Genomic DNA, 22,630 nt, shown 5'->3' with positions numbered 1-22,630 from the left:
CCTCCCTACGTTGAGCGCGAAAAACATTCAGTCCCAGGAGAATCTGGGACCCGAGGGGACAGGCATACATGAAGCTCAACAGACTTATCGCCATCGCCACGATGCTGATCGCGTCGATGGGGATTGCGTTCGGTGCCCAGGCGGCACCGCAGACGGCCCACACCACGACGCACTGGAACGTGATGCGCAGCGGCAGCAGCGTTCTCGTGTCCACCAACAACGGAACCCTCAGCACCGACCACGGCAGACTGCTCCTGCGCGACGCCAAGGGTGCTGTGGTCAGTGCCGTGCCGCTGACCGTCGCTGTCAACAACTACGCTCACCCGGTCAACGCACAGGTCTCCGGCACGACCGCCAAGCTCGCCGTGAACATGAGCCCGGCCCTGGCTCGCTTCCAGCCGTTCACCCACCAGGCCGACCTGGGTGCCGCGGTGTCCGGCGTCAAGGACAACATCACACTCACTGCTGCGATCGGTGGATTCCTAGGTGCTGCAACCGGTTTGGTTGGCGGCTGCCTGCTCGGTGCGATCGCGGCCGGCGTCGTGTCGGCTCCTGCTGTCATGCTGTTCGGTGCCGGCCCGCTCGCCGGGTGCATCGGTGGCGCGCTGCTCCTGGGCGCGGGCGCATCGCTCGCCGGCACCGCGATCGGTGGCATCGGCGCGGTCATCGCCAACGCCGGACCGTTCATCCAGCTTCTTCGCGAGCCGAAGAAGAGCAAGTAACACCATAGCGTTACCTCTCACCGGTCGGCCCGTCTTCGGACGGGCCGACCGCCTTTCACTGCAGTCGCTGCAATGACCCCGGTTGTACGTCGTGGTCCGCGGCCAATGCGAGCACCTCGTCGAATCCCGCGACGAGGCAATCGGCGAACAGGTCGATGTCGGTGACCGCCGCACCATCGGAGTTCAACCCGATACAGGCGGTTCCGTTGTGCGTGATCATCGTTGCCATCACAGCGCACCCCGGCAGCGGACCGAAGGGGAACATCCGCTCCACCTTTGCCCCGGCAACGTATGTCTCCCAGGGGATTCCCGGCACATTACTGGCCTGCAGGTCGTTCTGGCTGGTCGTCCCGCTGAACTGCATCAGCACCGAACCCGGTAGCCAGGCCATGACCGCACCCAGGGTGTTGAACAGGTCCACCGCCGGCTCGTGCCGGGCCGCACGCACCTGTTCGCGCACCGTGAGCACCCGCTCGAAGGGATCGGCGATGCCGACCGGGCCGGCCAGGCGACCGACCGCAATGCGGTTGCCACCCGCAGGATCTTCGGGACGGCGAACCGAGATCGGGATCGCCACCGGCATCGCCTCGATCGCGGTACCCATCTTCTCGTGGTAGATCCGGAATCCACCGAGCAGCCCGGCGAGGTAGACGTCGTTGATCGACGCGCGGGTCGCGGTCGCGGCCGCCTTCAGGTCGGCGAACGGAACCTCGAAAGCGCTGAAACGCCAGGAGATACTGCGATTCGCCAGGAGTGGGGAGCCCGGTGGACTGACGAGACCGGCGACCCGGGGTACTGAACGTCCGTAGCGCAGAGCAGTACTCAGGGCCTGCCGGGGGCTGACGAGGGATCGGATGCCTTTGATGGTCATGTCGATGCGGTGCGGGATGCGACGCATCTCCTCGTCGAGCTGTCGCGTGATGATGTCCACCGCGGAGATGTGGACGGGATCGGGGCTCGGCGGCTGCGGTTTCCCGGGATTGTGTTCCCGTGTCGGTGAATGTAGTTGGGCCAGGCCGAGAATGGCGCCGAGACCGTCGGTGAGTGCGTGGTGGGCCTTGAGGAAGTAGGCGGCCTTGCCGTCGGGGAGTCCCTCGATCAGCGTGCCCTCCCACGGGGGTCGCGCGGCGTCGAGGGCTGTCATCGCCAGTTGCTCACACGTGGACAACAGTTCGCGCATGCTGCCGTCGCCGCCGAGTCGGATGCGACGTACGTGGTAGTGCAGGTCGAAGTCGGGATCGACCGCCCAACTGGGGGTTCCGGCTCCGATCGGGGAGTCGACGACGCGCTGCCGGAACCGGGGAGCCATGCGAGAGCCCCATTCGTGGGCCGCGATCAGCCGATCCCAATCGGGTGCGCAATCGTAGATCTCGAGCATGCTGATGGTGCCGCGCATCCGACGGTCGGTGTCGCCGCGCCACATGATGGTGTCGACGGGACTCATGTGCGGCTCGTTGGCCCAGTCGAGTGGGCGGTCGGCGTTCTCGGTCATCCCCGAACCTCCTGCGTCGGTACAGTCACACCCGAACCTCCTGCGTCGGTTCATCAGAGCCGTCGTCGAACGATTGCAGCGGCCAGTCGGCCAACGTGGTCACATACATCTGCCGCACTTCCTCGGCATGTTTACCGATGTCCTCGGCCCGCCACCCGGTGGTGTCCACCGGCGGCAGCACCATCACCTCCACCGTACCGGGCCTGATCAATTGGGAACCGCGCCACATCAATTCACCCGTGTTGCGCAGGACCACCGGTACCAGCGGCACGCCGGCCTGCATCGCGATGTGGAACGGTCCCTTCTTGAACGGGCCGATGCGCGGCGTCGACGACCGGGTACCCTCGGGTGCCACCACGAGCGACTTCCCGTCCTCGCGCAGGGCTTTCACCGCGGGGGCGAGTTGCTCGATGGCCTTTCCGGCGTCGGCACGGTCGATGAAGACCAGGCCGGCCTGATCGAGGATCTGGCCCAGCACAGGAACACGCTGGACCTCCTTCTTGGCGACGCCGGTCGCATCGGACCGCACCAGGTTGATCATCACCGGCATGTCGAGTTTGGACTGATGGTTGAAGAGGAACACGCAGGGCCGGTCGGAGATGAGGTGCTCGCCACCGTCGAGGACCTGCACGTGGACGCCCGCGAGGGACAGGCCGACGTCGTTGCCGGTCGGCAGGGTCGCGATGAGGGCATTGGGATCGCGCCGAACCAGTCCGGCCGTGAAACCTATTGCGGCAGAAGCGAGAAACGAGCCATAGAACGCGCTGGTGCGGGCCAGCATGCCGATGCGATTGTAGGTGGGGTTGGTGATGTCGATGATCGGCCACCCCCGCGCCTGCGCCTCGGCACGCAGAGTGCGCATCGGAGACACGGCCGCCGGATTGCCGACGGCCTCGAGGTAGGGGATGTCCTCGTTGCCGTCGCTGTAGGCGAAGGAGGCATCGAGGTCGATCTCGTGGTCGCGGGCCAGCGTCCGGACGGCGGCCGCCTTGCCCGGACCCCACAGCGGCCGGCCGAGGACTCGTCCGGTGACCACCCCGTCGATCACCTCGACCTCGGTGGCCAACGCGTGGTCGGCCTCGATCTCGCGTGCGATGGGTTCGATCTGGAATCGCGTTGCCGACGACGCGATCACGATCATGTGGCCCATCTCGCGATGGGCGCGCAGGATCTGCCACATCTGCGGGCGCAGCTTGGCCGCCGTCTCGTGCTTGAAGAGGCGGTTGCCGAGGTCCTGCAACTCCGCATACGTCTTGCCGGCGAACGTGGGTTTGGTCGCCTCGAGAACCTCGGCGTAGTCCTGTTCGGATTCGACGCCCCGCAATCCGATGAGCAGGAAGTCCGCGAGTTCCCCGAGGCCGAACTCGAGACTACGCACCCGTGCCCCGACGATGGCCGTCGCCGAGAAGCCCTCGATGAGGGTTCCGTCGTAGTCAAAGAACGCCGCGACCTTCTTTCCGGTTGGTGCGGACCGGATCTGGCGTAGCCGATCGGTGAGTGCACTCATTGCGTCACCCCGGTGAGGACGTCGGCCTGCAACTCCTCGATCGAAGCGATACGCGACAGCCGCCCGCGCATGACCTCCACCTCGTCGAGCCATGCCTCGCGGGCCGCGGCGAGGTCGGCACCTTCCGTGCCCTCGATGAGGCCGCGGTTGTCGGCAAGCTGGTAGGCGGCGTCGTAGAGATCCTTGGACACCGAATCCTTGCTCCGCACAACGCCTTGCAGCGAGAGCTGGCGTCCGAGCCCGAGGCAGTCGGCGAGGATGGCGTCCTTGTCTCGTGACGCGGTGCCCAACTCCACGAGGCGAGTGGCGACCACGAGCTGCGCGTCGAAGAACGGCTGCAGCGTGCGTCGGGCCAGCAGGCCTCCGGTGTGACTGTGCAGGACGTCGTAGGTCCATTCCCGGCTCGGCTTCGCATCCCGCCACTCGACGGCAATGAGGTCGAGCTCAGCACCGAGACGGTGCAAGAACTCGTCCTTCGGCGGGAAGAAGAACTCGAACTTGAGCAAGTCGCGGATACGGAGCGCCTCCCGCTGTGCTGCGGCCAGCAGAGCCTCGTCGGCGACCCCGAACTCGTCTTCGGCGATGGCGACGTCGCCCGGTGTCACCTCGACCGCCCCCTCGGCCACCGCGAGCATGGCCACCTCGACGATCGCGCGGTCGACGAAGTGATGCAGCGCGCCGTTGCGGTAGTAGGCAGCGATCGCGTGATTGTTGGCCGCGATCGACCAGACGGGCTCGGACCCACCGTCGAAGCACGTCACCACGCCCGCGTCGCCAAGGACACGCAATGTCCGGGTCAGCCCGGCGCCCCTGCACTGCGCGGGGTCGGGGCCGGGGAGGTCGCGCCGGCGAATGTAGTCCAGCAGTGGCTCGAGAATCCGCTCGATCTCGGGTTCGGTGTAGGCGCGGTCGCTGGCGCCCAACAGGGCAAAGCCGGCCAGCGAAGTCGCTGAAATCGGTGTAGCGGTGTTGATCTCGTCCATCACTCGGAACGCGACCTTGTCCAGTTGGGACGGTCCGGTACCGGCGTCGGCAAGCGCGGCACGCAGGGAAAGGGGTTCACCGAACCGAATTCTCGCCTCGCCCAGATATCCGCGCTGCGCCTTGGCGTAGCGCAGCAGCCAGCCGATGCCCTCCGGCCGCTTGGTGCCGCCGGCGTCCTCGGCGGCCATGGCCCCGATCTCGTGGAGTTGGTCGTAGACGATGGAAGTGGGCACGATCGTGACGTCGGCTTCGTCGAGTTGTTTCACCGCCTCGACCACGTAGTTGAGCAGGCCCAGCATCGGCTTGCGCAGCTTTCCGGTGCGACTGCGACCACCCTCGATGTACCACTCGAGGTTGAAGCGCTTCTCCACGATGAATGCCAGGTATGCGCGCATCGCGAATTTGTAGACCGGGTCGGAACCGAACTTGCGGCGGATGAAGATGATGCCGGCGCGCTGGGCGATGGGTCCGACGGGCCAGAAGGACAAGTTGATACCGCCGAGCACGAGATTCGGCGGGAAGTCGTGGCCGCGCAGGACCGTGGCGAGCACCAGCGGGTCCACGTAGGAGCGGTGCGACGGCAAGAAGACGAGGCTGGTCGACTTGTTCAGTGTGCGTAGCGAATTGAGCGTGTCGAGGTCGACGGACACGTTCCAGGCCCGGTCGTGCAGCCTGCGGAAGGTCGCCGAGAACACGTCGCTCATCAGCCGACTCTGAGTGGCCACAAAACCCGTCAGCTTGTCGGTGGCGTCGTTGACCACCACGTCGGCGGGCCTGCCGAGTTCGGCGGCGAGTTTGGCGGCGCCGGTCCGGAACCGTGCCGAACTGCTGATCTGCTCGGCCACCAATCGCGGCACCTTGTACCGGTCACCGACGATCTGGCGTTCCGCGCGTTCGGCGGACAGGGAGGCTTGCAGCGCGACGAATTTCGCGAACGGCACATCCTGTGCGACGTCCCGTTCGTGGCGGCGTCGCAGATCGTCGATCGACGCAGGCTCACCCGCCACGACGCGCAGCGCGTCGGGCCGGCGACTGCGGATCAGCGGCTGCGCGAAGCCGACCGGGCGTCGCGGATTGGACAGCACCAGGACGTCGCCGAGCGTCACTCGCCGCTCGCCGCGGCGGACCGCGGGCAGCCAGACCGGTCGGACCGGAACGACGAGTGTGTGGTCGGGCAGCTCGTCGAATGCAACCTCATCGGGCCGGCGGATCGGCGCACCCGGATAGGCGGACTGGGCCCACTCCGTCACCGCACTCATCTCGCATCCCGTGCGAGTCTCCGCCAACACCATCACCGGATCGCTCACGCGCATCACCCTCACATCTCATCGGTTGCACCAGTCCCCGACCTGCCCTCGGCACGCTCATTGTGACTCTGCGCGATGCGCTGAAGAGTGAAAACGGGGAGAACGCCTGGGTGAGCGCAGTATGGTTCCGCCATGAACTCACTCGCACGGTTGGTGTTCGCCCCCGCGGCGGCAGTGGTCATCGCGTGCGGCGTCCCGGCGCTCGCGAGCGCGACCCCCTCGTCAGGAGTCACCGCGGTCACCCTGGCCGAGGGCGACATCCCGGCGGGCTTGCTGCCCTTTGTGCCCGACGGAGTGCACGTCGTGGTGCGGGAGATCACGATCGCGCCCGGTGGGACCACCGGCTGGCACTACCACGACGGCAACCTCGTGGGACTTGTCCGATCGGGCACCCTCACCCACCCCGGCGCGGATTGTGTGCCAGTGGTATATCGGACCGGCGACATCATCAAAGAGCCCAAGGGGCAGGCGAATACGCACGTAGGACGCAACCTTGGGTCGGTGCCCGTGGTCCTCGACGTGCTGTATCTGATCCCGCTGAGCAAGCCGCTGTTCGAGGATGCGCCCGCACCCGGCTGCGACAAGCAGGGACGCTGACGTCACATGCGTGCGTGGCGCGCCATCACGAACGAATAGAAGCCGTATGCGGCGATGCCGAATGCCGCGAGCACGAGCAACAATTGTCCGGCCGGTAGACCCGCGAGTGTCTTCACGGCACCGTCGATCCCGGTGGCCTTGGCCGGGTCGGCACGGACGGCCGCGACGATGACGAGGACGCCCGCACCGGTGAGTGCTGCGCCCTTCGCGACGTACCCGATCACTCCGGACCACACGATCAGCGGGGAGTCGCCACCACGCTTGAGATCGTCGAGGAAGCGACGCGTCGCACCCTTGTAGATGTGGTAGCCACCGATGGCGATCACCACGAGTCCCACCACCACGAGCAGGGCCTTGCCGCCGGTGGAACCCATGAGCCGCGCACTGAGCCCGGCATTCTGCTGCCCGCTGGATTGGCCGTGGCCCAGCGCGAACTGCGCGGCCGAATAGGCGAAGGCGATGTAGACCGCGGCCAGGCCCAGGGCTTTGGCGCGATCGGTCCATCCAGTGTCCTCGTCCCCGTGGGAATTGCTGGGTCGGGACTCGCCGGGGTGCGGCCCGAGGATGGCTTCGACGATGCGCCACAGCGCGAGCGCCGCGAACACGATCACCGCCAGCCACAGGGCGATTCGACCGCCGGCGGATTCCGCGAAGATGCCCAGCGCCCCGGACTGATCGGCGTTGCCACCACCCCCGAACGCGAGGCGGAGAATGATGTAGGCGATCAGGATGTGCACGCATCCGCTGGCGAACTGGCCTGCTCGGGCCGCGTTCTCGAACCATGTGCGCTCGGCCGCCTTCTCGGCGATCTCGGACACTGAATCACCCCTGTCGTCGTCACTTGTCCCCACTGACCTGACTCCAGTGGAACACCATCGGGCGCAGATATCTCGCGACCACCGGATTCGACCACGAGTCGAGGTGAGTCCACGCGATCCGCGTCGGTGAGAGCGGTTGGGTGCCTGCTCGTATAGTGGTGGCCTCAGGTTCTCCCGCCGACGAAAGAGTCTCACCATGGAGGCAACGGTCACCCCCGAAGCCGAGCAGGCCGTATCCGACATCGCGCAGCGCTACGGGCTGTCCCGCGACGCGGTGCTGGCCATGCTGTTCGCCGTGAACAACGGTGGCGGCACGATGGCGCAATTCTCCATTCCCGAACTCGGTGGTTCCGGGCAGTGGATGCGTGGTGGCATGACGATGGTCGGCAACATGTTCGACAACGCGCTCAAGGCGCGCGTCGATGGTCTCTGCAACGAGTTGTCGCAGCTGCTCGCCACCACCACCGTGTTCCCGCCGACTCCGGCCGCAAACGTCGGGTTCGGTGGATTCACCGCCAACAACTGGTGGCCCGGCGACCTCGGCGTGCCCAGTTCGACGGGCTCGCAGAACGGCGCACGGTACGCGATCTTCCCCGGCACCCGTCGACTCGCCATCGAGTTCAATGGTGTCACAAGGGTTTTCGATACCGGCGACCATCAGATCGGCGGCGTCCAGCAACAGCAGGGCGGGATGTCAGGCACGTTGAGCTTCACCAGCCAGTTCGGCACCTTCGACACTTCCAGCCTCACCGAACTCGGCACGCAGGCCATCGTCGACACTCCTGTCGCGGCACCGGCTCCACGCCATGCGGCCGAACCCCAATACGCTCCGGAACCCCAGTACGCGCCCGAACCCCAGTACGCCCCGGCCCCGCAGTTCGACGCCCCGGCACCATCGGGTGGATCCGACGCCGACGCCATCGTCGCGGCCATCGAGTCGCTGGCCGGACTGCATCAGCGCGGCATCCTGTCCGACGACGAGTTCGCTCAGAAGAAGGCCGAACTGCTCGGTCGGTTGTGAGCGTCCCGGTGGTGCCGTATGTGGTTGCGGCGTCGGCCGTTTCGGCGGTCGGGTTGCGCACCTATTTCGCGCGAGTTCGCTGAGGCGCTCGGAGGGTGCGCCCGAAGGGGCGCCGCGTTGGATGCGTCGGCTAGCCGGATTCGCGTTCGAGTGTCGACGCGCGCTCGAGCACCACGATCGGGATCACCCGCTCGGTCTTCTTCTGGTACTCGTCGTAGTCGGGCCAGACCTCGGTCATCTTGGCCCACATGGCCGGCTTCTCTTCGTCGGTGGCGACGCGGAAGTGCACCGGAATGCGCTCGTCCTTGACCTGGATCTCGGCGTCGGGGTTGGACTCCAGATTGAGGAACCACGCGGGCGGCTCATCGGTGCCGCCCTTGGAGGCGACTACCAGAAACGCGTCCTCACCCCACGGTCGGAAGATGAGTGCGTGTTTGCGCTCGGCCCCGGTTTTTCGCCCCTTGGTGAAGAGGATGAGGATTTGGGTACCGTTCCAGTGGTAACCGTCCTCGCCGTCGGTTTCGAGGTACCGCTCGACATGTGCATCGCCGTGGAGGTTGTCGACTGAAGCCATACCTGCACCCTGCCACGAATACCGACCGACCATCACCGCCTTCACGACACCGACGTTTCAGGAGCGCACGATGACAACGATCCCGTCCTTCACCGCATATCGGGCTCTCGCCGCCAAGGAACCCGCCCAACTCGTCACACTCGGCGCCGATGATCTCGCCGACGGTGACCTACTCGTACAGGTGCGCTACTCGACGCTGAACTACAAGGACGGTCTGGCCATCCTCGGCAAACCTGGTGTGGTCCGGAGCTTTCCGCTCACCTGTGGCATCGACCTCGCGGGTGATGTCGTGGACGATGCCGCGGGCTTCACGGCGGGCCAGCAGGTGGTCCTCACCGGCGCCGGCCTGTCGGAGACGCGCGACGGCGGCTATTCCGGGTACCAGCGGGTGGATGCGGCAGCAGTTCTCCCGGTTCCTGTCCAACTCGGTTTGTGGGGATCGATGGCAGTCGGAACCGGCGGTCTGACGGCGATGCTGTGCGTGCTGCGGCTCGAGGCCGCGGGGGTCTCACCAGATCAAGGACCGGTGCTGGTCACCGGGGCGACCGGCGGCGTCGGCAGCTTCGCGGTGTCCATCCTGTCGCGCCTGGGCTACGAGGTGCACGCGTCGACGGGCAAGGCAGACGAGCACGACTACCTCCGTGAACTGGGCGCATCCGAGATCGTCGAGCGCGACACCCTCACCGGCGAGCCCCGACCCCTCGCCAAGGAACGGTGGGCGGCCGCCGTCGACAGCGTGGGCGGGGTCACGCTGGCCAACATCCTGCCGCAGATCCGCTACTCGGGTGCGGTCGCCGCCTGCGGCCTCGCCGGCGGACCCGGCCTGGCCACCACCGTCATGCCGTTCATCCTGCGCAATGTGGCTCTGCTCGGTGTCGACTCCGTCAACGCCCCCATCGAACTACGACGCGCGGCCTGGGCACGTCTCGACGAGGCGCTCACCGTCGACGAGCTACAGCGCGTTGCGGTCAACGCCGGATTCGACGAGATTCCGGCGCTGGCGGCGAAGATCCTCGACGGTCAGATCCGCGGACGAGTCGTCATAGAGGTGTAGTCACCGCTGATCCGAAGAGTTGGGTGACAAACGCTCTGAACTGCGCGTAAGCGTCCACCACCCCCACCACCCCCACAGGTCCCGGAGGTGCCCGAGGCGCCGGCCGAGGGATGGCCCCGAAGGGCAGGCGACCGGGTCACGTCAGCGCGCCGCCGGGCCACTGAAAGTAGGGAAGGTTCTTCCCCTACTTTCTGCCCCTGCTTGTTGAGTCGTCCGCGAGAAAATTCGCGGGGAGGACTCCAGGGATAGGGGACGAGTTTCTTCCTCTGAGGGTGCCGGGAGCGTGTGGCGCGTTCCGCGGAACGTGTCGATCGACATCGCGGGCTCGACGAGCATATGTCGCCAGCACCCCTGGCGCGGGAAGCGTCCGTGTGCGCCGAGACGGTGGTTCCGAGGCCGGCAGCAAGGTCACTGTAGCGGTAGCAGCTCGGCTCGGGCTGCCGCGACGATCCCGGCGGTCACCGCGTCGAGCAGCGGTGAGCTGAGTTTCCAGTACTGCCAGTACAGCGGGACGTCGTGGTCGGGGTCTGGGTTGTCGGGGTCGAGGAACCTGACGACGCGGCCGGCGTCGAGGGCGTCGGCGATCTGGGCGTGCGGCACCACACCCCATCCCATGCCCATCTCGACCGCGCGGTGGTATTCGACCGACGCCGGGATGTAGATCGTCGGCGGTTCGGAGGCCTGTGACGAGTAGGCGCGCAACACGGTGCGCTGGATGTGGTCGTTGCGGTCGTAGGACACCATCGGCGCGCGCGACAACGTGTCCGACGTCGGACCGTCGGGCATCCACTTGCGCAGGAACTCCGGGGTCGCGACCGGCACGTAGCGCATCACACCGAGCGGTATCACGGTACATCCGCGGATCGCTATCGGATCGGAAGTGATGGCGGCCAACGCCTTTCCCGAGCGCAGGAACTCGCTGTTGCGGGATTCGTCGTCGCGCAGCACCTCCACCACGACGGGGTGCTCACGGTGAATGCGTGCCAGGGCGGGTAGCAGCCAGGTGGCCAGCGAGTCCGAGTTGCCGCCGATCGGTATATGGATGGGTCGGGGACGTTCGCTGTCGGGGGTGTCTCCGATGAGTTCGACACCCGCTTCGGCCGTGAGCAACTCCCATTGCTTCGCGAGACGGATCAACACCTCGCCGTCATCGGTCGCGATCGCCGGTTTGGTGCGCTGCACCAGGACACGCCCGACGGCCACCTCCATCGCCTTGATCCGCTGACTGACCGCGGAGGGGGTCACGTGCAGTTCGGTCGCGGCGGCCTCGAACGTGCCGTGCTCGAGAACGGCGCGCAGGGTGCGCAAGCCGTCGATCGAGATGTCCACGGCGCGAGCTTAGCGTCTCACCTTGGCACCGAAGTCCCCGAAATCCACCGCGAAGCGCACGAAGGTGGTTAGTGTCGCCTTGTACTTGCAGCAGCGTCGAGTGCCATCTCCACCGAACGAGAGGGCTCGATCGTGATCATCCTCGGAATCATCTGTCTCATCCTCGGGTTCATCTTCAGCATCCCGATCCTGTGGACCATCGGCATCGTCCTGGTGGTCATCGGCATCATCCTGGCGATCCTCGGCGCCACCGGACGCGCGGTGGGCGGGCGAGCGCACTACTACTGATCGCCCATCACTACCGATCGGGAGCCCACTTCTCGACGCGGTCGAGCCCGGCGGCCCGGCCCTTTGCTGCGACGACGAGCGCGAGCTTGCGGGACGCCTCGTCGATCATCTCGTCGCCGAGCATGGCCGCGCCGCGTCCACCGCCGGCCGCCGAGGTGTGAAAGGCGTAGGCGTCGAGAATGTTCTCGGCGTGGTCGTAGTCCTGCTGGCTGGGCGTGAAGATCTCGTTGGTCGGGCCGATCTGGTCGGGGTGCAGCACCCACTTGCCGTCGAAGCCGAGCGCCGAGACCTGAGTTGCGCTGCGCCGCAAGCCGTCCAGATCGCGGATCTGTGCCCACGGGCCGTCGATGGCCTGCAAGTCGTTGGCTCGGCAGGCCATCAGGATGCTCATGTGGATGTGGTGGAAGGCGTCGGCGATCTCGTATCCAGGTGGCTGCGCGCCGATCACCAGCGACTTCATGTTGATGCTCGCCATGAAATCGCCCGGACCGAAGACGATGCTCTCGAGTCGCGGTGAGGCCTGGGCGATCTCGTAGATCTTGATCAGTCCTGCGGCATCCTCGATCTGCGCCTCGATGCCGATCCGGCCCACGTCGAATCCCTCGGTCTTCTCGATCTGGGTCAGCAGCATGTCGAGTGCGGCAACCTGATTCGGGTGATTCACCTTGGGGAGGATGATCGCGTCGACCGCCGACCCGACGGCGCCGACCACCTCGATCACGTCGGTATAGGTCCAGGGCGTGGTCCAGTCGTTGACCCGCACCCCGCGGATCTGTGCTTGCCAGTCACCGTCGCCGAGCGCCGCGACGATGTTTTTGCGCGCGACCGGCTTCATCGACGGAGCGCAGGAGTCCTCGAGGTCGAGGAACAGCTGATCGGTACCCAGTGACCGTGCCTTGTCGATCATCTTGGTGCTCGACGCCGGGACGGCGAGGTTGGTCCGGCGCGGACGCAGGGTACGGCTCACAGGTCTCTCCTCGAGGTCTGGACACGACGGTCACCTCGGACCGTACCGCCCCATGACTCAGACCCCGCCGCCGAGTACCAGGTCCAGACGCTGTGCGCAGATGTCGGTGAGGTCGATCCCGTCCAGGCCGAGGGAGGTGTTGAGCCGGATCAGCACGATGCCCAGCAGCAGCGCGGCTGCGACATCGGCGAACAGCATGTTCTCGACCCGGTGGCCGGTGAGCTGTTCGTAGCGGTCGAGGGTTTCGGCTCGACTCGGCGTGCCGGCGGCCGAAGCGTGATCGGGCAGTGGACTGCTCACCCAATCGGTGAGGAACATCCACGCAAGGTCGCCGGCCGGATCGCCGAGGTAGGCGACCTCCCAGTCCACCGCCGCCACCGGGGTCCTGTCCGGCGCGTACAACACGTTGGACATGCGGCTGTCGCCCCAGCAGAGGGTCATGCGCGACGGTTGGTAGGTGTGCTGTTCCAACCACGAGAGTGCCTGTGTGAATGCGGGTTTCATCGGTGCACCATCCGCGGCCCAGGTGAGACCGTGGCGCAGGAAGGAGATGACCTGCTCGGCGGGCTCGGCGCCGAATGCGTCGAGTGCGAGGAAGCCGAGCCGGTGGCGGTCGACGTCGACGGCGTGGGTTGCGGCGATCAGGTCGACACAACCATTCCAGTAACGGGCACGACCGGCGTCGTCGGTGTCGGCGTAGATGCCTTCCTGGTGATACGGCGGCATGTCGCTGACCGTCGAGACGCCGTCGATGCGGTCCATCACGAAGTGAGGCGTCCCGAGTGCGTCGGTGTCCGGGTCGATCCAGCGCATCGTCGGCACCGGGACACCCGATCCACCGAGGCGTTGCATCGTCAGATACTGACGGCGAAGGTCGAAATCGGGAAGCACCGCGTACTCGGGCGGCCGTCGCAACACCAGTCTGAGCGGTTCGTCGCCGATATGTCCGTCGCGGCCGCGCACATCGACCACGTCGAAGAGGTACGTTTCGGTGGATCGGCCCATGGGTGCGCTGTGCCAGTTGGTGATTCGTGCGTCCTCGGCGCCGGGTATGCGTGAGCGCACAATGTCGACCACTGCGTCGGGCAGCTGCTCGGGCGTGGGGCGCAGGGTGCGGTGAGCGGTATCCATCGCCCTCACCATCCGGTGTAGCCGTAGCGAGGGTAGGCACCCATGAACACCATCTCGACGAGACCGTGACCCACCTTGCCGTCCATGCGCACCTCGCACAGGGTCTCCGACACCAGGCTCACCGGGGCCACCACATCGGGGTCGGACGAGTCGACGGTGAATCCGTCGATGAAATCGGTTCCGCGCCAATGGCCCGAGGCGTACCCGTTGAACTCCTGATAGCCGGCCAGACCGGGCCAGAAGTCGCACAGCGGTGCGACTTCGATCGATGTCGACGAGCGGTCGGCGCGCAGGATCGTGAACACACCGCCGGCGATCAGGCGTCGTTGCTCACGGAATTTCAGCTCGTGTTCGACGTCGATGATGGTGTCGGCGGGGCGGCCGGTGTCGATGGGGTGGAGGATCTCGCCCTCGAACTGCCACCGCTGCCCGGTGCTGGTCTCGCGTTGCGCGAAATGCACTATCTGGTCGTCGAATTGGAAGATTCCCATGTAGTACAGGACGCCGTCGGGGATCTCGCCGGGCTGCATGTGGGTTCCCTCGGGCAGGCTGCCGCCACCGGGACCGTTGCGGACGCCCCAGGAATGGTCGCGGCCGAACCACCAGCGGTCGGGGTCGATGTCGAGGCGTTCCCCGTCGACCTCGATGTATCCCTCGACGCGCCCGTTCTGATAGAACCGGCGCGCATCCTCCTTGATCCGGCCACGCTCGCGGTGGAATGCGGGAGTCTGTTCGTAGGCCGGGAATTCGCCGGTGAGCGTGAGATCCAGCGTGACACCCTGCTCGTTGGCTCGCAGCTGCGAACGAACTCGACGCAGCGGCTCCTCGACCGAATAGGTGTACGGGCCGACCGTGTAGTGGCCCAATCCGGTGTCGCTGCCCAGTATTTCGGTGGACATGCGCACCACGCGGGTCTCGCCGCCGCGTCGGGTGATCATCGCGTACGCGTCGGTGACGTTGCGATTCGGGTATCGGGCGAGGCCGGTCATCACATTGATGTCGCCGGACTTGTCGAAGCCGTACATCACGATGCGTTCGACCCAGCGCAGGTCGCTCTGGTCGACGTGGTCGAACGAGGTGGGCAGCTGATGACAGAGGAGTTCGTCGTGGGCGGTGAGCATGGGGCGGTCCTTCCTGGGGAGCGACTCCGCATTACGTTACGTGCCGTAACGGAATGAAAGTGGCGTTTTCGCGATACTCTTCTCACGTGAGCACCGACCAGGACGTTTCCCGCTCCGAGATCGGCACCGTCGGCCGCCCGCGCGATCCGATCAAGCATCAGGCCGTGGTGCGTGCGACCCGTGAGCTGCTCGACGAGGAGGGATTCGGTGGAGCGACGGTCGCGGCAATCGCCCGTCGTGCGGGTGTGGGCACGCCGACGATCTACCGGCGCTGGCCGCGTCGGGAGGACCTCATCGAGGACGCGGCATTCGGTGCAGAATCCGAATCCCTACCCGAACCGACCGGGGACCTGACGGACGACATCAGCGCGTGGACGGAGCTCTTCCTGCGTCGCCTCGCCGATCCGGTCACCCGTGCGGCGCTCCCTGGTCTGCTGGCGGCCTACCACCGTGAACCGGGCCGATACGAGCAGTTGGTGGCCCGATTCGAGGCCGACGTGCGCGAGTCCTTTGCCGCGATGGTGGCATCGGATACCGGTGTCGACCAGGACAGGGCCGTCGACGTCGACACCATCTTCTCGATGCTGGTGTCGTCGACGCTGGCGCGTGCGCTCACCTTCGGTCTCGACGACGCCGACGACTTCCGCGACCGAACAGTGGCGGCGTTGGTGACCCTGGTCAGGGCGCGGGATTAGCGCGGCGCTCCCGCAACCAGCGGTAGAGGTAGTAACCACCGGCAACAACCACCAGTGCGACTGCGGCATAGAAGAGCACGGTGGTGCCGAGGGCAGCGCCGGCGAAGTAGCCGACCAGCAGCACGGTCGTGGCCCAGCTCGTCGCGCCGAGCACATCGGCCACACCGAATCGGGCTCCCTGCATGTTGCTCATGCCGGCCATCGGTGGCACGAGCGTGCGGACGTAGCCGATCCAGCGACCGGTCGCGACCGCGATCATGCCGTCGGAGTTGATGCGTTCGGCGGCACGCGCCCAGCGTTCCTCGCCGAATCGTCGTCCCATCCGGGAGGACTTCATCCGGTGGCCCGAGCGTCGGCCGATCCAATAGCCGACCGCGTCGCCGGCGACCGCGGACACGCACACCGCGATGATGAGGACGACGATCTGCGTCGACCCGATGGCCGCGGCGACGCCCGCCGCGAGCAGAATCGCCTCGCTGGGAACCAGGAGGCCGAGGACCAGCGTGGCGGTCTCGGAGAAGATGACCGCGCAGGTCACGAGGTACACCGCCCATGACGGCACCGATCCGATCAGATCGACGAGCCAATCGGCCAAGGCGTGCACAGCACAGAGACTAATGACGGGCGGTGACAATGTCGTCGTCGGCGATCACCCGCTGGTGATTTCACCAACAGGTGGCCATAGTCTGTGAGCCCACATACATTGGCATCAGACAACGCGCGTTTCCGAAATTGAGGAGTGGCCCACATGGCATCTGTGCGCAACGCACTCGAGATGGTGTCCGACACCGTCGGTGCGATCCGGGTGCTGCACAAATCCGGTGCGATCAATCTGACCAACCCGGGCGAGGCAGTGAAGGCGGTGAAGCGCAGCAAGACCATCGGCCCGGCGTCCGCGGTCATCGTGCACGGCGCCGAGGAGTACCCCGACGCACCCGCGATCACCGATGAGCGCGGCACCGTGACGTTCGGTGAGCTGGACCGCCAGAGCAACGCGCTCGCCAACACGTTGCTGGCCTCCGGTGTGGCGCCAGGATCGGTCGTCGGTGTGCTCGCCCGCGACCATCGCGGCCTGATCTTGGCGTTGAGCGCGGCGGGACGCGCCGGTTACCGCCTGGCGATGATGAACACCGGGTTCGGCAAGACCCAGTTCGTCGAGGTCGCCGAGCGCGAGAAGGTGCGCGCAATGCTGTACGACGAGGAGTTCATCGATCTCCTCGAGGGCTTGCCCGACATGCCCCGAGTTCTCACCTGGGTCGACGGCGATCGCCCGGTACCCGAGGGCGTCCGCACCCTCGACGAGGTGATCGAGACGGGCGACACCGGCATGCCGCCCGAACCCGAGACGTTCGGCGGATTCGTCATCCTCACCAGCGGCACCACCGGCCTGCCGAAGGGTGCGCAACGATCCAAGATGTCGCCGTTCACCAGCGCGCTGCTGCTCGATCGTGTTCCCCTTCCGCAGCACGGCTCGATGGTGATCGTCTCCCCGATCTTCCACTCCACCGGCTTTGCGGTCTGGGGCGTGGGAACCGCACTCGGCAACCAGACGGTGGTGCTGCGTCGGTTCGACGCGGAGAAGACCCTGACCGCCCTCGCCGAACACCGCGCGGAGGTGTTGGTCGCGGTGCCCACGATGCTGCATCGCATCCTGGCGCTCGGGCCGGAGGTGATCGGCAAGTACGACGTGTCGGCGCTGAAGATCATCGTGATCGCGGGATCGGCTCTGTCACCGGCACTCTCGGAGCGTGTGCAGGACACCTTCGGCGACGTGCTCTACAACATGTACGGCTCCACCGAGGTCGCGATCGCATCCATCGCGCAACCACATGAACTGCGACAGGCACCCGGCACCGTGGGCCGGCCACCGGTGTCGAGTCGCTTGGCGCTGTTCGACGGCGAGGGCAACCGCATCACCGGAAAGAACGTCAGCGGGCGGCTCTTCGTTCGCAACGGGGCGCCCTTCGAGGGTTACACCGACGGTCGCAACAAGGAGGTCATCGACGGCTACATGTCCAGCGGTGACATGGCGCGTGTCGACGACAGTGGACTGTGGTTCATCGAAGGCCGCGACGACGACATGATCGTGTCCGGCGGTGAGAACGTCTACCCGCTCGAGGTGGAGAACCTGCTCGCCGCGCATCCCGAGGTCGCCGACGTCGCGGTCGTCGGGGTCGACGACGAAGAGTTCGGACATCGACTGCGCGCGTTCATCGTTCGGCAACCCGACACCGATCCGCAGCCCGACGACCTGAAGCAACACGTCAAGTCGAACCTGGCCCGCTACAAGGTGCCGCGCGACGTGGTGTTCGTCGAGGAACTACCGCGAAACCCCACCGGCAAACTCGTTCGCCGCAAGCTCCCGACGGGGCCGCTGGACTAGTCCACCTCCGATGGGGGACCTTCCGCCGGCTGAGCACACGCGCACCACCAGGCCTTCGAGGCTCCTCGCTAGCGCTCGTCGCACCTCAGGCAGCGGTAGGGAGTCGCGACTCGCTCGCACCTCAGGGAGCGGAAGGAGGTGGGGTTGCTACTCGGCCAACACCGAGGCCAGGGGATGTGCACGGTAGAAATCGAGATGCGCTCGGGCGGCGGCCTCCCAGGTGAGTGAGCGGGCCAACTCCCGCCCGGTGTCGGTTCGCGCGGGGTCGGGAGTGCGGGCCGCGGCGAGTTCGGAGGCCAGTTCGTCGACGGTCGCGGCGTAACGGACGGCGTCGCCGAAAACCTCTCGGAGGATGGGCAATTCGCGTGCAACCACCGGACGTCCGGCGGCCAGCGCCTCCATCGCGGCGAGACCGAAGCCTTCCTTGATCGACGGGAATGCGAAGACCTCGCAACCGGCGACCAGCGCCGGTAACGCGTCGTCGTCCACGGCGCCGAGCACCACCGGTGTGATGCCCAATTCTTCTCGGCGGGAGTCGAAGTCGGCGCGGTAGTCTCGGTAGTCGAAGAGGGTCTCACCGCCTGCGAAGACGAGTTGCAGATCCGGATCCTCGCGACGCAATGTCGCGAAGGCCTCGAGGAGGTCGATACTTCCCTTGCGTGGTTCGATCCCACCGACTGCGAGCACGTACCGTCCCAGCTGTCCGCGCCAGGTCTCCCGCTCTGTGGTGGCTTCCGGTGTTGCCGACGCGGCGTCGGCGAACCGATCGAAGTCGACGCCGTTGGGGATCACTGCGGGCGAGCGCCCCCATCCTGCGTGCACTTCGTCGGCCACTGCCTGCGAAACACAGATGCGCGCATAGGGATTGACGACAGCCTTCTCGTGGCACTCCACGAGGATCGGCGTCGTGAACTGGTCGAGGTGGTGGATGGTCCGGATACAGGTGCCCACGGCATTGGCGCTGATGCAGTCCTGGGCGTGCACGATGTCGTACTCGGTGGGATCGAATCCGGCGCGCATGGTGTCGATCGATCTGATGATCCGCGGTGTGACCGCTTCACCCTCGACGTCGGCGAAGGGCAGAAGACGTTGGTGCACAGCCGGATCGATCGAACGGAAGAAACCCTCGTCACCGCCGCGAGCCAGGCTCCACACGGTGACGTCGACGCCGATGCGGGCAAGCGCCTCGGCGAGATTGAGCGTGTGGACCACGCCGCCACGTGGCTTGGTCGAATAGGTCAGGAGGGCAACCCGCATGTCGTCACTCTCCTCGAACGGCCGAAGCGCGCGTTGCGTAGATCTCCGGGCGCAACTCGGCGAGGTGATTCAACACGCGTCGTGCTCGCATGATCTCGGCATCGACGTCGACCAATGCTTTTGCCAGACCACCTTTGGAACGCGTCGTCGCCAAGATGTCGCCGCCAGGGCCGACGATCTTGGCCTGGCCGAGAAACTGCAGCGACCCCGTGACGCCGGTGAGGTTCGACGACACGACGAACACCTGGTTCTCGGCGGCGCGTGCGCAGTCATAGAGGTCGAACAGTCGCGACTGTCGGTCCGCCGGCAGACGAGTGGCCCGGTCGGTGACACTGGCCGGCCAGGCAGACAGCGCTGCGATGATGCGGGCGCCGTCGAGGGCGAGTTTGCGGGCGGACTCGGGAAAGGTCTTGTCGTAGTCGATCAGCATTCCGATGGTTCCGACGGGAGTGTCGAAGGTGCTGAACGAGTCGCCCGCCGTGTACGCCTTCGATTCGCCGGCGGGCTGGTGCACCTTGCGGTGCGTGCCGAGAATACCGTCGCCCGAGAGGCATACGGCCGAGTTGTACCGGTCACTACCGGCGGCCTCGGTGTACCCGATGCAGATGGTCATCGGCCCGGCCGCGGCGACCATCGCGGCCAGTTCGGGTCCGTCGGGATCGAGGGCGGGCGGTAGGTCGTCCGGATCGGGGTCACGCAGGTCACCGATGTATCCGCCGAGCGACGCGTCGGGGAACACGAGCAGATCGACACCATCGCGCGCTGCGGCCTCCACGATTCCGGCGGCCTTGGACACGCCGCGTTGCACATCGCGGCCGAAATGCGCTGCCAGCGCGCCCAGGGTGAGGGTGCCCATGTCAGCGAACTCTACTCATGCGGCGCCGAGTCCGGTGACCGTGGACCGGATCGCCGTCGTGGTCTCGCCGTCGGGCCAGCGTAGACGCACACCGGGCTCGTCGGTCAGAAATCCGCACGGCGAGGATGCCGCCGGGGCGGCAACCTCGGTGATCGGGGTGGGGTCTGCGATGAGCATCGCGAAGCCGGGAAAGCAGGTGAGCCAGGATCCCATCGACGCATCGGCCGGTCGCGGAACGGCGTCGACATCGAGCACAGCGCCGGTACCCGACGCCTCGGCGAGCATGCCCAGAGTGCCGGCGACCCCCGCCATGCTGACGTCCTTCGCGGCCGCAGGCGCCAGGTCGGCGACCAACGTCGAGAGTGTCGCGAGCTCGTCGGCCGACCGGGAACTCGTACTGTCCCATTGCCGTCCGTGATAGCCAGGGCGCCACGCGCCACCGAGGTCGGCCAGCAGCGACACCGTGTGTCCGGGCCGTCCACCGCCCGCCGCGACCGGACGATCGGTTCGACCCAGGGCGGTCACCGACAGCGAAGCGGGCACACCGACCTGCGTATGCCCACCGAGAACCGGTGTGCGCCAAGCGTGTGCGGCCGCCGACATCCCGCGGACGATCCGGGTCAGGTGGGAGCGGGTCGGTGCGCCGACGGCGTCGAGCAGGCCGACGGGACGCGCGCCCATCGCCGACAGGTCGTTCATGTTGACCAGCACCGAGCACCAGCCGGCCCACTCCGGGTCGCGCTCGACCATCGACGGCAGGATCGCGTCACAGGCGGCAATGAGGTCGGTATCGGGTATCAGTGCACCGTCGTCGCCGCGGAAACCCTTGGGACCCAGGCCACCTCGCTGTGCCATCAGTGGTCGGAGGACGTCTGCCAGCAGCGATTTGGAGCTGTCGGCGAGCCGCTGGACGTGATCGATGGGCCAGGTCATCCGACTATGGGCGCGGCCGGCAATTGTCGGGCCCGTGCCCCGCAGCGTCCATCCCAGGGCCGAGAACATCCGCAGGTAACGGTCTTGGACTGTCGCATCGAACCGCAGCACCCCGGCCGATTCGGCATGCGCGCATGCCGCTCGGATCAGAGCCGGGCCGATCCCGGCTGAGTCACTGCCCGCCGCGACGACCAGTCTGCTGCCGGCCCACCAGCCCAGATCCGTTGTGGTGACGGGGGAGAGTCGAACTCCGCCGACGACATCGCCGTCGGTCGTGATTGCCGCGAGCACCACGGTACGTGGATCGTCGTCCGCGTCGTCGCGGTCGGTTCCGGCAAACAATCCTTGACGATCGACGAACTCGTCGTGCCGAAGTCGATGGTAGGCGGCGAGTTGCTTCGCGCCGTCCACCCGGCGAATCAAGTACGACGGTGGTGCAGTCCGCGGGCCGGCGAGAATCGACAGATCAACCCCAGACGCCGGTTGATGAGTGGAGCTCGGATCGAGATGATTGCCGTCCAACATGATTCAGCCTCCCACCGCCGGCAGGATGCTGCATGCGCCACAGGCTGCGCACCCGGCGCGCTGGTCCGAACCCGTCATCCCGATCAGACGCAGGTGGTCGGCGACCTCGCGGCTGATCTTCTCGACCACGGCCGGGTCGGGTGCCCTCGCCTCATCGACGTCGACCGCCAGCGTCCCGCGATGAGGCCGGAACGGAACGACGAACGGGTAGACCCCGGCATCGGCGAGTTCCTTTGCACCCGTAATCAGTTCGTCGGGCTCCTCGCCAAGTCCCACCAGCAGGTAGGTCGACACCTGGTTGCGGCCGAACACGCGAACCGCCTCGGACCACACGGCGCGGTACTCGGTGAGGGGGACGGTCGACTTTCCCGGCATCCATCGTCTGCGTACGGAATCGTCCAGGGATTCGACGTGGATGCCGATGGCGTCGGCTCCTGCTTCGCGGAGATCGGTGATGGTGGACAAGTCGGCGGGTGGCTCGCATTGCACCTGGATCGGCAGGTCGGGGACGGCGCGCTTCACAGCGCGGACGCAACGCGCGAGATGCCTTGCGCCGCGATCCCGTCCGGCCGAGGTGCCGGTGGTCATCACCATCTGCGTGACGCCGTCGAGCTCCACCGCGGCACGGGCCACTGCGGCGAGCTGCTCGGGCTTCTTGACCGCCACCGTCGAACCCGATCGGAGCGACTCTTCGATGGAGCAGAACCGGCAGCGTTGGTCCTCGGCGTAGCGGATGCAGGTTTGGAGAACGGTGGTCGCAAGGACGTTGCGTCCGTGCAGCTTTGCGAGCTGTTCGAACGGAACCCCATCGTCGGTGGTGAGATCGTAGAATCGTGGGCGCCCGATCACGTCGATCGCGAGTCCCGCATCCTCGCCGTCGAGCAGGACACGTGATCCGTCGAACACGAAGGGACTGTCGGAATTTCGCGGGATCGCGGCATGCAGTCCGTCGACGATCAGGTGTCCGTCGTCGGTGGGACCGGCGCCGCCGGTGCGGTTGACCGGTGGCGTGCCGCGGATTCCGAGAAGCGCCAGATCGACCCTGGTGGAAGCCGTCATCGTGATGTCT

General features: G+C 66.5%; 21 protein-coding genes. 7 read left to right on the top strand and 14 right to left on the bottom strand.

Going from position 1 to position 22,630, the window contains the following annotated elements; translation table 11 throughout:
• Positions 1–68: 68 nt before the first annotated feature.
• Entirely contained in the window at positions 69–722 is a 654-nt protein-coding gene (locus MKW15_RS00850; RefSeq protein ID WP_240855182.1) for a hypothetical protein, read from the top strand.
• Positions 723–777: 55 nt separating this feature from the next.
• On the opposite strand, the gene MKW15_RS00845 is transcribed toward MKW15_RS00850, so the two are convergent.
• The 3 genes from MKW15_RS00845 to MKW15_RS00835 are packed head-to-tail and all read right to left on the bottom strand — an operon-like array spanning position 778 to position 6,018.
• On the bottom strand, positions 778–2,214 hold the full coding sequence (locus MKW15_RS00845; RefSeq protein ID WP_240855180.1) for a wax ester/triacylglycerol synthase domain-containing protein: 1,437 nt from the start codon (positions 2,212–2,214) through the stop codon (positions 778–780).
• Between the two features lie 25 nt (positions 2,215–2,239).
• Positions 2,240–3,721: an HAD-IB family hydrolase gene (locus tag MKW15_RS00840; RefSeq protein WP_240855178.1), complete on the bottom strand. Its 1,482-nt coding sequence runs from the start codon at positions 3,719–3,721 to the stop codon at positions 2,240–2,242.
• The gene (locus MKW15_RS00835) at positions 3,718–6,018 is read right to left on the bottom strand and encodes a glycerol-3-phosphate 1-O-acyltransferase (protein ID WP_240855176.1); all 2,301 of its coding nucleotides are present in this window, start codon (positions 6,016–6,018) and stop codon (positions 3,718–3,720) included. The genes MKW15_RS00840 and MKW15_RS00835 overlap by 4 nt, the downstream gene beginning before the upstream one ends.
• Positions 6,019–6,144: 126 nt before the next feature.
• Here MKW15_RS00835 and MKW15_RS00830 point away from each other — a divergent pair, with 126 nt between their 5' ends.
• Entirely contained in the window at positions 6,145–6,609 is a 465-nt protein-coding gene (locus MKW15_RS00830; RefSeq protein ID WP_240855175.1) for a cupin domain-containing protein, read from the top strand.
• Between the two features lie 2 nt (positions 6,610–6,611).
• Here the strand turns inward: MKW15_RS00830 and MKW15_RS00825 are convergent, their stop codons facing one another.
• The gene (locus tag MKW15_RS00825; RefSeq protein ID WP_374245808.1) at positions 6,612–7,427 is read right to left on the bottom strand and encodes a DUF1206 domain-containing protein; all 816 of its coding nucleotides are present in this window, start codon (positions 7,425–7,427) and stop codon (positions 6,612–6,614) included.
• 196 nt (positions 7,428–7,623) lie between these two features.
• Here MKW15_RS00825 and MKW15_RS00820 point away from each other — a divergent pair, with 196 nt between their 5' ends.
• A complete protein-coding gene (locus tag MKW15_RS00820) occupies positions 7,624–8,448 on the top strand; it encodes an SHOCT domain-containing protein (RefSeq protein WP_240855173.1) in 825 nt (274 codons plus the stop codon).
• Positions 8,449–8,578: 130 nt separating this feature from the next.
• Here MKW15_RS00820 and MKW15_RS00815 read toward each other — a convergent pair whose 3' ends face one another.
• Positions 8,579–9,022 (bottom strand): nitroreductase family deazaflavin-dependent oxidoreductase, encoded by a 444-nt coding sequence (locus MKW15_RS00815; RefSeq protein WP_240855171.1) that lies wholly within the window; start codon positions 9,020–9,022, stop codon positions 8,579–8,581.
• A gap of 70 nt (positions 9,023–9,092) precedes the next feature.
• Here MKW15_RS00815 and MKW15_RS00810 point away from each other — a divergent pair, with 70 nt between their 5' ends.
• Entirely contained in the window at positions 9,093–10,076 is a 984-nt protein-coding gene (locus tag MKW15_RS00810; RefSeq protein WP_240855169.1) for an MDR family oxidoreductase, read from the top strand.
• A gap of 408 nt (positions 10,077–10,484) precedes the next feature.
• On the opposite strand, the gene MKW15_RS00805 is transcribed toward MKW15_RS00810, so the two are convergent.
• The gene (locus MKW15_RS00805) at positions 10,485–11,405 is read right to left on the bottom strand and encodes a LysR family transcriptional regulator ArgP (RefSeq protein WP_240855166.1); all 921 of its coding nucleotides are present in this window, start codon (positions 11,403–11,405) and stop codon (positions 10,485–10,487) included.
• 132 nt (positions 11,406–11,537) lie between these two features.
• Here MKW15_RS00805 and MKW15_RS00800 point away from each other — a divergent pair, with 132 nt between their 5' ends.
• A complete protein-coding gene (locus tag MKW15_RS00800) occupies positions 11,538–11,693 on the top strand; it encodes a DUF6131 family protein (RefSeq protein WP_240855164.1) in 156 nt (51 codons plus the stop codon).
• Between the two features lie 10 nt (positions 11,694–11,703).
• Here MKW15_RS00800 and MKW15_RS00795 read toward each other — a convergent pair whose 3' ends face one another.
• Genes MKW15_RS00795 through MKW15_RS00785 form a run of 3 tightly spaced genes read right to left on the bottom strand, consistent with a single transcriptional unit; the run spans position 11,704 to position 14,912 of the window.
• Positions 11,704–12,660: an HpcH/HpaI aldolase/citrate lyase family protein gene (locus MKW15_RS00795; RefSeq protein ID WP_240855163.1), complete on the bottom strand. Its 957-nt coding sequence runs from the start codon at positions 12,658–12,660 to the stop codon at positions 11,704–11,706.
• Between the two features lie 57 nt (positions 12,661–12,717).
• Positions 12,718–13,791, bottom strand: a complete 1,074-nt coding sequence (locus tag MKW15_RS00790; RefSeq protein WP_240855161.1) for a phosphotransferase family protein — start codon at positions 13,789–13,791, stop codon at positions 12,718–12,720.
• 5 nt (positions 13,792–13,796) lie between these two features.
• Positions 13,797–14,912 (bottom strand): hypothetical protein, encoded by a 1,116-nt coding sequence (locus tag MKW15_RS00785; RefSeq protein ID WP_240855159.1) that lies wholly within the window; start codon positions 14,910–14,912, stop codon positions 13,797–13,799.
• Between the two features lie 86 nt (positions 14,913–14,998).
• On the opposite strand from MKW15_RS00785, the gene MKW15_RS00780 reads away from it, so the two are divergent.
• Positions 14,999–15,607, top strand: a complete 609-nt coding sequence (locus MKW15_RS00780) for a TetR/AcrR family transcriptional regulator (protein WP_240855157.1) — start codon at positions 14,999–15,001, stop codon at positions 15,605–15,607.
• Here the strand turns inward: MKW15_RS00780 and MKW15_RS00775 are convergent.
• Positions 15,591–16,211 carry a DedA family protein gene (locus MKW15_RS00775; protein WP_240855155.1) on the bottom strand — a complete coding sequence of 207 codons (621 nt, stop codon included), beginning with the start codon at positions 16,209–16,211 and terminating at the stop codon, positions 15,591–15,593. The genes MKW15_RS00780 and MKW15_RS00775 overlap by 17 nt on opposite strands.
• A gap of 144 nt (positions 16,212–16,355) precedes the next feature.
• Between MKW15_RS00775 and MKW15_RS00770 the strand changes: the two genes are divergently transcribed.
• Entirely contained in the window at positions 16,356–17,990 is a 1,635-nt protein-coding gene (locus MKW15_RS00770) for an acyl-CoA synthetase (protein WP_240855154.1), read from the top strand.
• Positions 17,991–18,137: 147 nt separating this feature from the next.
• On the opposite strand, the gene MKW15_RS00765 is transcribed toward MKW15_RS00770, so the two are convergent.
• From MKW15_RS00765 to MKW15_RS00750, 4 genes are read right to left on the bottom strand one after another with little or no spacing between them, the layout of a single operon-like run.
• Positions 18,138–19,247: an MSMEG_0565 family glycosyltransferase gene (locus MKW15_RS00765; RefSeq protein ID WP_240855152.1), complete on the bottom strand. Its 1,110-nt coding sequence runs from the start codon at positions 19,245–19,247 to the stop codon at positions 18,138–18,140.
• Between the two features lie 4 nt (positions 19,248–19,251).
• The gene (locus MKW15_RS00760; RefSeq protein WP_240855150.1) at positions 19,252–20,103 is read right to left on the bottom strand and encodes a carbon-nitrogen hydrolase family protein; all 852 of its coding nucleotides are present in this window, start codon (positions 20,101–20,103) and stop codon (positions 19,252–19,254) included.
• 15 nt (positions 20,104–20,118) lie between these two features.
• A complete protein-coding gene (locus MKW15_RS00755) occupies positions 20,119–21,561 on the bottom strand; it encodes an MSMEG_0567/sll0787 family protein (protein WP_240855148.1) in 1,443 nt (480 codons plus the stop codon).
• 3 nt (positions 21,562–21,564) lie between these two features.
• Positions 21,565–22,620 (bottom strand): MSMEG_0568 family radical SAM protein, encoded by a 1,056-nt coding sequence (locus MKW15_RS00750; RefSeq protein WP_240855146.1) that lies wholly within the window; start codon positions 22,618–22,620, stop codon positions 21,565–21,567.
• Positions 22,621–22,630 lie beyond the last annotated feature (10 nt).

The organism is Gordonia gummivorans (assembly GCF_022513585.1).
GTDB lineage: Bacteria > Actinomycetota > Actinomycetes > Mycobacteriales > Mycobacteriaceae > Gordonia.
The sequence above is the reverse complement of the archived record's forward strand: the minus strand, read 5'-3'. Positions and strand labels throughout refer to the sequence as shown.